The 12,779-nt window shown below is 30.7% G+C and carries 13 protein-coding genes; 2 read left to right on the top strand and 11 right to left on the bottom strand.

The annotated features are described in order from the left end of the window. Window positions 1–444: 444 nt before the first annotated feature. Both hdrB and hdrA read left to right on the top strand, forming a co-directional pair. Complete coding sequence (gene hdrB, locus MBCUT_RS01590; RefSeq protein WP_067257972.1) at window positions 445–1,419, top strand: ferredoxin:CoB-CoM heterodisulfide reductase subunit HdrB; 975 nt, start codon at window positions 445–447, stop codon at window positions 1,417–1,419. Between the two features lie 225 nt (window positions 1,420–1,644). After that, window positions 1,645–3,972 (top strand): ferredoxin:CoB-CoM heterodisulfide reductase subunit HdrA, encoded by a 2,328-nt coding sequence (gene hdrA, locus MBCUT_RS01585; RefSeq protein WP_067257968.1) that lies wholly within the window; start codon window positions 1,645–1,647, stop codon window positions 3,970–3,972. Between the two features lie 438 nt (window positions 3,973–4,410). Here hdrA and MBCUT_RS01580 read toward each other — a convergent pair whose 3' ends face one another. From MBCUT_RS01580 to mtrE, 11 genes are all read right to left on the bottom strand, one after another. After that, on the bottom strand, window positions 4,411–4,677 hold the full coding sequence (locus MBCUT_RS01580; RefSeq protein WP_067257964.1) for a PRC-barrel domain-containing protein: 267 nt from the start codon (window positions 4,675–4,677) through the stop codon (window positions 4,411–4,413). Window positions 4,678–4,832: 155 nt separating this feature from the next. Beyond that, entirely contained in the window at window positions 4,833–5,459 is a 627-nt protein-coding gene (locus tag MBCUT_RS01575) for an NTP transferase domain-containing protein (protein WP_067257960.1), read from the bottom strand. Between the two features lie 25 nt (window positions 5,460–5,484). Further along, a complete protein-coding gene (locus tag MBCUT_RS01570; protein WP_067257957.1) occupies window positions 5,485–6,951 on the bottom strand; it encodes a methanogenesis marker 14 protein in 1,467 nt (488 codons plus the stop codon). 554 nt (window positions 6,952–7,505) lie between these two features. After that, window positions 7,506–8,438, bottom strand: coding sequence for a tetrahydromethanopterin S-methyltransferase subunit H (gene mtrH, locus MBCUT_RS01565; RefSeq protein ID WP_067257954.1), 933 nt, complete (start codon window positions 8,436–8,438; stop codon window positions 7,506–7,508). A gap of 15 nt (window positions 8,439–8,453) precedes the next feature. Then, a complete protein-coding gene (gene mtrG / locus MBCUT_RS01560) occupies window positions 8,454–8,693 on the bottom strand; it encodes a tetrahydromethanopterin S-methyltransferase subunit MtrG (RefSeq protein ID WP_067257950.1) in 240 nt (79 codons plus the stop codon). Between the two features lie 12 nt (window positions 8,694–8,705). Beyond that, the gene (locus tag MBCUT_RS01555) at window positions 8,706–8,906 is read right to left on the bottom strand and encodes a tetrahydromethanopterin S-methyltransferase subunit F (protein WP_067257946.1); all 201 of its coding nucleotides are present in this window, start codon (window positions 8,904–8,906) and stop codon (window positions 8,706–8,708) included. 12 nt (window positions 8,907–8,918) lie between these two features. After that, window positions 8,919–9,641 (bottom strand): tetrahydromethanopterin S-methyltransferase subunit A, encoded by a 723-nt coding sequence (gene mtrA, locus MBCUT_RS01550; protein ID WP_067257942.1) that lies wholly within the window; start codon window positions 9,639–9,641, stop codon window positions 8,919–8,921. Continuing rightward, a complete protein-coding gene (locus MBCUT_RS01545) occupies window positions 9,642–9,968 on the bottom strand; it encodes a tetrahydromethanopterin S-methyltransferase subunit B (RefSeq protein ID WP_067257939.1) in 327 nt (108 codons plus the stop codon). Between the two features lie 11 nt (window positions 9,969–9,979). Continuing rightward, window positions 9,980–10,819 carry a tetrahydromethanopterin S-methyltransferase subunit MtrC gene (mtrC, locus tag MBCUT_RS01540; protein WP_067257937.1) on the bottom strand — a complete coding sequence of 280 codons (840 nt, stop codon included), beginning with the start codon at window positions 10,817–10,819 and terminating at the stop codon, window positions 9,980–9,982. Beyond that, a complete protein-coding gene (mtrD, locus tag MBCUT_RS01535; RefSeq protein ID WP_067257934.1) occupies window positions 10,819–11,523 on the bottom strand; it encodes a tetrahydromethanopterin S-methyltransferase subunit D in 705 nt (234 codons plus the stop codon). Before mtrD ends, mtrC begins: the two co-directional genes overlap by 1 nt. 13 nt (window positions 11,524–11,536) lie before the next feature. Further along, window positions 11,537–12,427, bottom strand: coding sequence for a tetrahydromethanopterin S-methyltransferase subunit E (gene mtrE, locus MBCUT_RS01530; protein ID WP_067257930.1), 891 nt, complete (start codon window positions 12,425–12,427; stop codon window positions 11,537–11,539). Window positions 12,428–12,779: the final 352 nt, after the last annotated feature.

Here is a 12,779-nt window from a genome sequence, read left to right as displayed (position 1 = left end):
ATAAAAATAGTAAAATATTTATAATATTAAAAACATAATTAATTTTCAATATAAATATTAACTTCATTAATAATATTATTTTTTAAATTTATTTCAACTGATTATTAAATAAAGTGTAACTATAATCTAAAAATTTTTAATTCTCCTTGATTTTTGATAATTTCAATAGCTAATAAATATTTCAGAATATCTAAAAATTAATTTAGTAATTTTAAATAATTTTAAATATCTTAAAGGCCATATTAGAATAATTTACTAAATAGTTTTTCAATTATTATTTTATGATTTGGTGATATGAATCTTATTAAATCCTATTTAAATATTCGTGGATTATATTTATGTTACAATATCATTCAAATTAATATAATTGTAATATACTTATTAGATTATAATTGTAATATAGTTATTAAATAATTACTATAAACTTACAGAAGGTACTTATAGATGAAAAATATACCTGATAAAAATGTTATCCTCTTTAAAAGTTGTTTGGTGAGTGGAGAATATCCTGGAATCGAAACATCAACAAAATATATATTTGATAAAGTAGGCATAGATTATATAGTAAATGATAGACAATCTTGCTGTACTGGGCTGGGTCATTATTCCGATGTTTTTGATCAGTTTTCTACAACTATAGTGGGGGCTCGTAACTTCAATATAGCCAATAAAACTAATCATACAAATTTAGCTATGATGTGTGCAACATGCTATGCTATCAATAAAAAAGTAGCTAAATTACTAAATACTAATGATGAAATTAGAGATAAAGTTAATGACGTTTTTGAAGAAGTTAATTTTGATGAAATGAAATATGAGAAAGGAAGTATAGATTCAACAGAAAATATCTTTCATGTGGTTGAACTGTTGTTTAATAAAAAGGATGAAATAGCTAAAAATATTCAATTTGACTTATCAAAATTTAGAATAGCTACCCATCATGCTTGTCATTACTGTAAAGTACAATATGAAGATACTATTGAAGGTTTCAGAGATCCAAAAATTCTAGATGAACTTGTAAAATCATGTGGTGTTGAAACCATTGGTTGGTATGACCACAAAAGAAGTACCTGTGGAGCAGGATTTAGGCAAAGATTTGTTAATAAAGATTTATCTATGGAAGTTACTGGTGAAAAATTATTATCTCTTAAAAACGAAGATACGGATATATTGGTACATATGTGTCCTAATTGTCAGATGCAATTTGATAGATACCAGCCTTATATTTCAAAAGAACTAGATACTGAATTCAATATATTCCATTTAAACATAGTACAATTAATAGCTCTTGTGATGGGGGCTGATCCTTATAAAATAGTAGGAATACAAACACACACAGTTCCTTTAGAACCATTAATTGAAGAAATAGAAGCTATCTCTAATAAAAAAGATAAAGAATTAAAAAAATCGATAGGATAGAATAATTATAATATAATTAGTAATCCTATAATACATTATTAAACTATAGTAACTTGTTAAAAATCAAAAATATTATTAAAATTAATAAAGATAAAAAAATATTCATTAAAAAAATAATTATTAAAATTAATAAATTATTAAAAAATATGATAAACATTCTAAATATGATAAAGATTACGAATATTATTAATAGATTAAATAAAAGGAATATTACGGCTGATTAAAATGAATACTAGTGTAAAATCCCCAATTACTCCTAAAAACCTACGTGTAGGGGTTTTTATATGTGAGTGTGGGGGAAATATCTCAGATATAGTCGACATTGAAAAAGTTAAATCTTCAATTAATGCAGATGTTGTCGGAGAATTTGAAAATCTGTGTTCTTTAAATGGAAGAAAGATTATCAGAGATAATGTAATAAACAAAAATTTAGACAGAGTTGTTATAGCTGCCTGTTCACCAATTACCCATGAAAAAACATTTCAAGACTATGTAAAACCACTTAATCCTTATTTAATGGACATGGCTAATTTAAGAGAACACTGCTCATGGGTTCATGATGATAAGAAAAAAGCAACTGAAAAAGCAATAACTCTTATTAATGCTTCTATTGAAAAGGTAAAACAAGCTCAAGCTGTCGATCCAATATTATGTCAAACAACTGAGAGTGCAGCTGTTATAGGAGGAGGAATTTCAGGAATAAGTACTGCTATTTCACTTGCAAAACAAGGAGTGAAAACCTATTTAATTGAGCAAAATCCTTCAATTGGAGGAAAAATGGTTAAAATAGGTAAAGTATTTTCACCAGTTAAACTTGCAGAAGAATGTGGAATGTGTTTACTTAATCCAGTTATCAATGAAGCTATTTGGAATGAAAATATTGAAATCATGACAAACACTAAAGCAATAAGTGCTGAAAGAAGAGCTGGAAACTTTAATATCCTTCTTGAAAGTAAACCTCGATATGTTGATGAAAAAAAATGTATTTCTTGTGGTAAATGTATAGAAGTTTGTCCTGTAGAGGTTCCAGATTCATGGAATGATGGTCTTTCAATGCGTAAAGCTATTTACAAACCATTTTCGCAAAGTTATCCTGATGCTTATACTATAGATATTGAAAACTGTGAAAAATGTGGAAAATGTAAAAAAGTGTGTACCATGGATGCAATATATTTAAAGGGAGAAAATGAAATGATTCCTTTAAATGTAGGATCTCTTATAATAGCTACTGGTCATAAAACATTTGATCCTAATCTTAGACCAGAATATGGTTATGATAGGTATGAAGATGTTATAACGCAAAGTGAACTTGGACGCATCATGGGAGTTAATGGACCTACCAAAGGTAAGTTAAAAATGTTATCTAATGGAAAAGTCCCAAGGCGAATAGTTATGATACAGTGTGTGGGATCTCGTGATGAAAAGCCAGATGGTCATAGATATTGTTCACAAGTGTGTTGTATGGTTGCTTTGAAAAATGCAAATATCATAAAACATAAATATCCTGATACTGATATCATTATATGTTATACAGATATCAGAACCCCAGGGATGTATGAAAAATATTATAAACATGGCCAAGAAAGTGGAATAAGACTAATTAGAGGAAGACCTGGAGAAGTAAGTAAGAAGGGAGATTCTTTAGTTGTCAGAGTTGAAGATACTATACAAAAAGAATTTACAGAAATTGAAACAGATATGGTCGTTTTATCAACAGCTATTGAACCTTCTGAAGGTACAAAGGAAATAGCTGAGATAATGAATATTGGATTAACTGAGGATATGTTCATTAAAGAAACACATCCAAAAATAAAACCAGTTACAACTGATGTTAAAGGAGCATTTGTTTGTGGTACAGCACAAGGTCCAAAAGATATCACCAATAGTATAATTCAAGCAAATGCAGCCTCATCTAAAGTAGCTGAAATAATGAATAACGGGCTTGAAATAGAACCATTTATAGCTGAAATCGATCCAGAAATATGTAATCTTTGTGAAAAATGTATAGATATATGTAAATATAAAGCTATGTCTATTAAGGATGATAAAATTTACATTGATCCATTGTCTTGTTCAGGGTGTGGGAAGTGTTTAACTGTTTGTGAACCTAATGCCATTAATATTCATGGAAACATTGATGAAAAAATATTTGCAACCATTGATGGTATGTTAAAAGATAAAAAAGAAGAAGAAACCAGAATTTTAGTCTTTTTAGATCAGGTTGGTTATACTGCTGCAGACAACATTGGAGTTAATAGAGTTAATTACCCTGAATCCATCTATATCATAAAAATTCATTCAGTCAACAGAGTGATGCTAAAACACATTATATACGCACTTCAAAGAGGTGCAGATGGAATCTTTATAGGAGAATACCCTGGAGATTTAATGTACCATGAAGTTGAGAAAAAAATGGACCAAATAAGAAAAGAAATAGAAGCTAACGGTATGAATCCAGAAAGACTCGAGTTTTCAAATGTATACATACCTTACTTCAAAGGACTAGCAGAAAAATTCCAGAAATTTGACAATAAGCTAAAATCATTAAGCTAATAAGCTATTTAACTATATAATATTACTAATATAAACTATCTAACTATATAATATTACTAATATAAACTATCTAACTATATAATATTATTAATTAATAAATACGATATAATTAAAGAAATTAATATTATTAATTGAGATATAAAAACTTTTTACGTTTCTTATTTTTCTTATTTTTATTTTATTAAAAAATTTAAATTATAATATTTCTGGAAAAATTCTTAAATTTTGAAAATAAATTAAACTCTTAATATCATTTATTTTCAATTATGATATCTTAAAATTGATTATTATTAAAAATATATTATTTAAATATACTTAATAATTTAATAAATTGATTAAAATTATGAACTAAAGATATTTAAAAAGAAAAATAAATACGTGAATAAATAATTAAAGAATAATTAAAGAATAATTAAATAAATAAGAAATAATTGCTAATTATTCAGTAACTATAATAAATTCTCCAACTTTTTCAACTTTCGCAAATGGGACTAAAAGTAAGTCACCTTTTCTTTTAGATCCTTTAACATGAACATTTCGTCCACTTTCAACTTTAATAGCTATATCAACAATTTTACCTGTTTTTTCATTGATAACTAGTTCATCAAGCTCTCCAAGAATACGTGCATTATTAGTAGCTACTTGGTAGCCTTTAACTTCACTCCACAATTTTTCTTCCTTTTTAGGCATACTTTTATTATCCATTGTTTCACCACTATAGATGAGTTATGTATTAAGTAGTTTATATACTTATAGCTTTTATAAGGGTTAAATTGGTTTATTTTAATAATTAAATTTAATATAATAATATGATTTAAATTAATCAACTCTAATTTAAAATTAAATTAAAAATTATTCATTCATCTTTTGAATTTATCATACAATTTAATAGCTAAATTAAGATCATCAACAGTGTTAATATTTAAAGCTAATTCTACTTTAGGAATTATTAATTTAGATTCATTTTGTATGATATTTTGACTAATTAATATATTTACCCCTGATGGGACAAGATCTTCAAATATATATGATGGTTCGATCCCATATTCTTTAAAAATAGCTATTGGTACTAAAACAGACAATGCAGGGTTATCATTATTCAAATATTTCTCTATAATAGAATCCAAAATATCTGAAGATACAAAAGGTAAATCTGAATTTACAAATAATAAAATGTCGGTATTTGACCTTTTTTCAAATTTAGAAAGTAAAAATGAGAGATCTTCTAAATACCCATCCCCTGAAGTTTCAATACACTCAATTCTATTCTCCTTTTGTGGATTTAAAATTATTTGATCTACATATTTTTTAGTTTTAGGAGTATGGGGACTTGTAGCTACAACAATGTTTTCAATATATTTAGAATCTTTTAGGTTTCCTAAGACATGATCAATTAATGGCTTAGATTTTAATCTTAAAAGTGGTTTTTCAAGATCACTTTTCATTCTTTTACCTTGTCCACCTGCCATCAAAACAGCTGTTATCATTCTATATTTACTCCAGAGAAAATAGCTATTTTTTTTGTAACTTTCGTCTAGATCCTAAAATACATTTTCCACCTTGTCTTCCTCCAACAGGAGCCTTTATTGTTCCCATTGAGTTCATACAACGGGCCATAATTGCAGAACCTAAGGCTAATCCGTCAGAAACGAAAACACAATCTTTAAAATTATCTTTAGTATATTCCAAAATTAATGATGGTTTTTTACCTGTAATTCCTGCTCTTCCAGTGATTCCTAGTGCAGAACCTTGAGTTATGATGTTTTCATCAAATGCAACATCCAATAATCTCTTAACGATTAAAGCAGTTACATAATCCAATGTACCAAATAAAGTATTTAGTCCATCATTTTCAAAAAGTTCCTGACCTAAATCTATAAGATCCGGTATTTTATCACCATTTTCTCCAACATCACATCCAATTAGAGTTGTTCCTGCTTTAGCAGCTGCTTGTGGATTAAGAGGGACTGTTCCAAATCTTGTATAATCCATTGGAACTTTTCTAATGTCAATTAACTTATGAACTTTTTCTGCATTTATTTTAGCTTTTTTCCAATCGGCTTTTTTTAAAATATCTTCTGAATAGATATCAATAGCAGCCCCACCTTTTTTATCTACCTTAGAAGTTCCTCTTACTAAAGAATCAGCTATTACACCAGCCAATCCTAAAAAATTACCTACTGTGTGAGCATAAGGTTGATCATCATTAACAACACGGCCTGCTAATGTTGAACCAAAATCTATAGAAACACAGGGGTTTCTGTAATCAACAGTAGTCCATTTAGCTCCTAATTTAATCCCAGCAGTGACAAGTTCTCCTTCCATCTCATTAGCTACTACTTCTTCCCCAGGAGGTGGCAAAACACTCACAACTGCCCCATCAAACATTACACTCTCAATTAAAGTGTAGCCCTTTAACCTATCTGGAAGATTATCCAATCCCATAGCAGGAGCCATTTTTTTTGGAGGTACTCCTGCATCTAAACAACCATTAGCTAAAGCAATTACAAGCTTTCCAATTTCATCAGTGGTTGCAAATCCTGCAGTAACTCCTGTTGAACGAACCACAAAATCTAAATCCTTTTCAATGTCAATGTGAGCTTCAGAAGTGGATTCTAAAACTGTATCTCTAACCATTTCAGCTACTGATTCTTTAGAAAGAGGTATTCCCCACACAGTTTCTCCAAATACTTCTTCTCCTTCTTTAGGAGGGCGGATATCCCGTGTCATTTTAACAGTTTTATTCACTAAATAACTTTCACTTGTATTGAGATTGGTAGCAACTATAATACATTTAGTAGTAGTATTACCTAACTCCACAGAAGCAGTTATATAGTATATATCTGGCTTCATAGAATAACCAGAGCCGGCTGTTTTAGCTGCAAATGGAGATGATTGCAATGATTCAAAAGTTTTAAATTTACTTTCAGCTATTACAGGTTTTGGACCTAAACCAAAAATTTTTTTTATAAAAGACATACAATTTCCTTCTTATACTTATTATAAATATAAATTATCATGACTTAATTAATTATAATTATAATAAATAGAGCATATAAACCTTATTAAAAAAATAATAAATAGAGCATATAAACCTTATTAAAAAACAACAAAGAAAATTTTTAAAATGTTGGAAATGATAAAACTAATCTTATTATATAAGTTTGTCTTAGTATTTGTGATTATATCCAAAATCTAATTCTTAAAAATAATGATTATGATAGTAAAAAATTTAAAATAAAATGCAAGGATGATTTAAAAAAGAATATCAATTAAAATAATATTAATAGATTATTCAAAAATTGCAACATGTACTCATTTTTGAATTTTTATAAAACCTCTTAAAAATCCCTTAAATAAAATTTAAATAATTTCTAGAGTGCATTGAAAGATATTCAAATTATGTTATCTTTGCAAAAGTTTAGCAATATACTATAGATTAATGTACTATAGATTAAAATAATTTATAAAAAATAAAAAAGATTAGATGAAATACATCTAATCAATTGGTTTAATCCAATGAAACAATATAATTAAAGCATATTGTTAATTGGATGATTTTCAACAGGTTCAGTTCCCATATCTTTAGCAGCTTCAGCTATGAATATATCAGCCATAGCACAAGCAGGGAATGCTAATGGAGCATTTTCAATAGGACCAAAGAGAACGAAGTCTCCTCCAGTCATCTGTTGAACAATGTTTGAACCAATATCACAAACAGGCCATGCTTCTTTGTGATCTTTCTTATAAGTTCTTAACCAATCCCATGCAGAAGGTACATTATGTATACCAGAACCTACAGGCAATCCCCATTTACTTTTAACAGCAAATGAAGTTCTTGCAGCTACTCCTGCACCTTGACCAAGAGGAGTTACAGCTGTATCCATTAATGGTTTATCAATACCACATTCTTCAGACATTTGTAATAAACCTTGGTCTATAGTACCATCTCCATCTTCCCACATACCTATTTTACCTTCAACGGTTGGGTTCATTGGGTTGAAACCTAATACAATAGAAGCAGTTAGATCAGATTCTTTAACTGCTGCAATTTCTTCTGCTTCTGCAGCCATGTTTATTGAGTTATAAATAGCTCTGTCAGCTAAACCAGCTTCAGTAGCATATTTAGCTCCGGCCATCCTTGCTTCTCCAGAGGTAGAATCTATAAGGAAAGGGGAATCAGAAATATCACCGACAAACTCTAAATATTTAACTAGGGCTTCTTCAGTTTGTCCGAAAACCTGTACTAAACAAGGGTTTCCAGTTGTGTCCATCATCTCTTCCATTGTTTTAATTCTTTCTTCTGCAGCATCTTTATTAAATGTACCTGCTTTTTCATCTTCAATAATATTATGTCCACCATAAAAGATGGTACCTGCTAAAACAGTAGGATATTCTCCTGGCTGGCCCCCAATTTGAACACCAGCTATATCCAATACTTGTTGTTCTTTATCAAACCTAAACATTTATAAACCTCCATCCTAGAGCAAGCCTAATAATAATAATGGTATATTTAGTTTAATAACTACAACCATTATAATAAGACCTATTATTATACCATATAAAATACCAACATCTCTACCTGATTGTTGACCTAGCCTTTGGTAATATTCACCAACAGTAAATTCAACTTTTTCTTCAATATCATCTAATCTTTCATTAGTTTTATTGTATTCATCAGCAGAGACAAGTATTCGAGGTATTGTATTTTCATCAGACATCAATAACACCTCTTAGAATAAATTCGCCAAAAATGGTATTAAAACAACTAACACGAAAGCAATAGCTAGTCCTAATCCAATTCCAGTGATTCTTGTTGAAATTAATCCTGCGAACAATCTTCCTTCTCTTCCAATTAATTGAGATCTGTATTTTACATCTCCAGAGACATTTTTAATGCCTCGGATGTTTGGTTTATTAGATAACTTAACCATAATAAAACCTCCTTAAAGAAATATGAATAAAGTTCCTATTACCAAAGTGAAAATTAATCCTATCATAATACCTTGGACTTTACCAGCATAATTACCAGCAAGGTTTCTTTGTACTGCAGCAACCATTTTCACTTGTGTTTGAATATTTCTCATCCTAGCCTCAATTAAAGCAGTTTCAGGAGCGACAGGGCGAATTTCTTCACCTTCGTCTTCTTCTTCATCTTTATCATCAACAGAGATTACTAAAGCTTCTTCCTCAAAAGCACCAGGATCTTTTTCAATACATTCTTTAACTTTGGATTCAATTGCACCAGCATCTTCTACATCAATCATGTTGATAATTTCAAGCTGTTGTTGGAATCTTTCAATTCCAGCATCAGGAATATTTTCAACATATGGAATAGCTCCAGTAGCACCAACGATACTTCTTTTTTCTGGATCCACACCATTTTGATGCAATGCTTCGAAACTTTGACCTGTAATATGTCCCTGCACTTCAGATCCACATAATATTAGGAACCTGATGTTAGGATTTGATATTATATTAGCTACAACTTTTTCAATACCAAGATTTTCAGTTTTACATGGTCCAGCAATGGCTGCACCTGCATTAGCAGGAACATCTTCATTGTGAGAACCTAAAGTTGTAACAGCAACAGGACTTTCTGGATCTCCAGCAATATAATCTCCATTGATTATAGGCCATCCTTCAGCAGGTGATTTTTTATCTACCATCTATAAAACCCCCAAACTAGCTAATAGAGGAATAGCTGCAATTAAAACAAATAATCCTATTACGAATCCATATACCATATTTGTTAACATACCTGCAGTAGCATAAACACCTTCTCTTCCAGGATAAGCTCCTTCAGAAACGGTATTTGGATTTAAAGAATCCAATAAATCATCAGCTGCAGACTCTAATACATCTATTTCCTTAATTACATCGTCCATTGTTAGGACTAAAACTTCTCTTCCAAGAGCTGCCCCAATAATTCCTGTAGAAGGATCTAAAGTTAAATTGTACTCAGGAACTATTTTTATTAACGGTAACATTTCCATTTTTATTCCTCCTATTGTTCTTCAACTTTAGGCCATAATCCTGACCATTTAACAGAAGCAGCTTCTTCATAAGATGCATTAATATAAGCCCTAATGGAAATTATCCATCCAATCATAGCAACTACAATCATAGCAACCCATACTGGTATTCCTAACCAAACATTAGGCACTGGATTAATTATAGTTAATATTCCAGTTATGACCATAGCTAAAAATGCAGTAGAAGCACCTAATTTAAGAGTTCTAACTTGGTTTTCATTAGGTCCCAAACATGCATTAAATGGATGTTGAATAGCCATTGTATTCATTATAAAGAATAAAGCTATAAAACCAGGAGCTACAACAGAAGCAAGAATTCCATCAATCGTATAAGTTCCTGCAAGAGCCGCAGAAAATCCAAGAACTGATAATGCAGCAGCTCCAGATATTTCAGCAGTACATCTTACAAGAACTGGTATTTTCATTCCAACAATTTTCTTAGCAACTAAAGCAACTAAAAGTCCTAAAATTACAGCGAATATTAAGGCTAAGATCGGTCCTAAAAAGCCTAAACCTGCAAGTATCGGAGTTGAAACAAGAGCTATACCTGCTAAAGCACCTATGATTCCTATAGAAAGTGACATATAACCAATAGAAGGTACACCAGTACCTAAACCATAACTTGCCACTCTACGAATTGCATCCACACCCCATACTATAGCACAGACTGCTCCAAGACCAGCTAAAACTGGTCCTATTACGGGATTAAAGGATACTAAGTATATACCAATGAGTCCTCCAATTATACCTAAAGCTAATACTTTTTCAGGGCTTATTGCACTTTCAGATGAGCCACCACCAGCGACTGACATTATAAAACACCTCCAGTCAAAATAATTGCGAATATTCCGCAAAAGAGGGAAACAAGTGCACAAGAAAGTACTCCAGTACCAATTCTTTTGAATTTAGGATCATGGAAACCTTCAATAGTACCTCCAATATTATATGAAGCAACTACTGAATTGATGAAAAATATACCAACAGCTAAAATAGCACCTAAACCTGCAGTGATAGCAGGATCAGTTACAAAAGAACTTTCAAGCATTGCTACATTAATACCATAGTAAACTAATCCACCACCAGCACCACCGAGTAAACCTCCAATGATACCACTTACATAACAAACGGTTGGAAGACCATGACCTTCAGTACCTTGAGTTACATATTTTTCCTGATTACGTCCAGTTATTGGATCTACTTCTACTTTAGCAGAAGAAGGTACAACACCAACACCATAAACATAAATTATATTTGCAATAAACATGGTGATTCCCATCATCAACATTGCACCAACTGCTCCAGCTAATGCAATAATATACCATGGTTCACCAGTCATAGCTGCTGCAGTAATTAAACCAGTTAATCCAGCACCTGCTGCAAGCATTGCTGTACCAGTTCCTACCCCAGTAGCTGTAGCCATAGCTGCAGGAGCTCCCCCTACTGGTATGAAGTGTACTCCTCCACCAATAAGAACTCCTCCAAGAATGATTAAAATTAATAAAGTTATCGGATCCATAAATGAAACCTCCTTATTCCTTATATGGTCCAAATTTATTTCGGGCAAAGCTTTCAAGTCTTTCATTCATTATTATTAATAAAATAACAATAATAAGACCTGCAATTAATCCACCAATCAATCCGAATACAACAGTGATCCAGAAGCTTAGGAATACAACAGCACCAAAACAAAAACCAGTCAAAGGTCCACCAAATTTAGCACAGAAATTAACAATATCTATTGAATTTCTTGCACCTATCTCAGCTTTAGTTACTATATCACCATGATTAGCAACAGGAATACCACCACCAAATGGATATTGTTGATATTCTCTTTCAGCCCCATAATGAACATCTCCAGTTGAAGAACCAATAGCTCCTAAAGTTATTCCCCATAAAACAGCTAAAAGCGGAAGTGGGAATACATGTAAAGCAATATTTCCTCCAAGAGGTATAGTCATCAAGTAAGATAAACTTACAATACAAAAAGTAGTTATAAAACCATGTCCAGCAATAGGTCCTAAAGCCTGTGTCAAAGCATCCATAAATAGAGGTTGCTCAAACTGAGATTGACTTACGATCCGTCCCATGTGCGCTGTTACTGAATAAGCAGTATGTATTAAAGCAGCGACAGCAGCACCAATAGCTATGCCTATTATAGGCATTACATGAAAATTAAACATTGGTGAAATCAAAACAAATGCAATAGATCCTGCGATACCACACCATGTACCATAAGCAACTGGTTCACCAGAAATAGCTTTATTTATCATTCGGTGTAAATGTCCCATTTGAGGAGCTAGCTGAACTTGTGAGTTAGGATTACTCATGGAACCAACATCAGACTCTAAGTCCTCTGCAGTACCAGCTATAGTCGCAGCTGCACCCATTAATGCAACAACACCTAATGTTATAGGGTCCATATTTTCTTTTCCTCCTTAGTTTTTATTAAACTGATCATTTAATAAATATTAATTAATTTTTTTTTAAATTAATAAATTAATTTATTTATAATATATCTAATAAATCTAATTAAGTTTCATCTCTAATAATTTATCTAAATTATTTTTATTTAGTCAATTAATAAGTCAATTAATAATTCTACTTAAATCTAATCATCTCAATTTCTCTATTTATTAATTAGCCACATTTCTAATTAACCTACATATTCTAATTAACCTACATTTAATTCAATCTATATCATATAATTCTTTAATTAAATTAATATTATTAAATATTGTGAATTGATATCCATCTATTATCTAATGATACTTA

Origin of the sequence: Methanobrevibacter cuticularis (genome assembly GCF_001639285.1) — an archaeon.
Classification (GTDB): domain Archaea; phylum Methanobacteriota; class Methanobacteria; order Methanobacteriales; family Methanobacteriaceae; genus Methanobaculum; species Methanobaculum cuticulare.
This window is presented reverse-complemented; position numbering and strand designations above follow the sequence as displayed.

Coding starts and splice junctions, on each gene's coding strand:
- hdrB (WP_067257972.1), top strand. CDS start 445: ATGAAAAATATACCTGATAAAAATGTTATCCTCTTTAAAAGTTGTTTG.
- hdrA (WP_067257968.1), top strand. CDS start 1,645: ATGAATACTAGTGTAAAATCCCCAATTACTCCTAAAAACCTACGTGTA.
- MBCUT_RS01580 (WP_067257964.1), bottom strand. CDS start 4,677: ATGGATAATAAAAGTATGCCTAAAAAGGAAGAAAAATTGTGGAGTGAA.
- MBCUT_RS01575 (WP_067257960.1), bottom strand. CDS start 5,459: ATGATAACAGCTGTTTTGATGGCAGGTGGACAAGGTAAAAGAATGAAA.
- MBCUT_RS01570 (WP_067257957.1), bottom strand. CDS start 6,951: ATGTCTTTTATAAAAAAAATTTTTGGTTTAGGTCCAAAACCTGTAATA.
- mtrH (WP_067257954.1), bottom strand. CDS start 8,438: ATGTTTAGGTTTGATAAAGAACAACAAGTATTGGATATAGCTGGTGTT.
- mtrG (WP_067257950.1), bottom strand. CDS start 8,693: ATGTCTGATGAAAATACAATACCTCGAATACTTGTCTCTGCTGATGAA.
- MBCUT_RS01555 (WP_067257946.1), bottom strand. CDS start 8,906: ATGGTTAAGTTATCTAATAAACCAAACATCCGAGGCATTAAAAATGTC.
- mtrA (WP_067257942.1), bottom strand. CDS start 9,641: ATGGTAGATAAAAAATCACCTGCTGAAGGATGGCCTATAATCAATGGA.
- MBCUT_RS01545 (WP_067257939.1), bottom strand. CDS start 9,968: ATGGAAATGTTACCGTTAATAAAAATAGTTCCTGAGTACAATTTAACT.
- mtrC (WP_067257937.1), bottom strand. CDS start 10,819: ATGTCAGTCGCTGGTGGTGGCTCATCTGAAAGTGCAATAAGCCCTGAA.
- mtrD (WP_067257934.1), bottom strand. CDS start 11,523: ATGGATCCGATAACTTTATTAATTTTAATCATTCTTGGAGGAGTTCTT.
- mtrE (WP_067257930.1), bottom strand. CDS start 12,427: ATGGACCCTATAACATTAGGTGTTGTTGCATTAATGGGTGCAGCTGCG.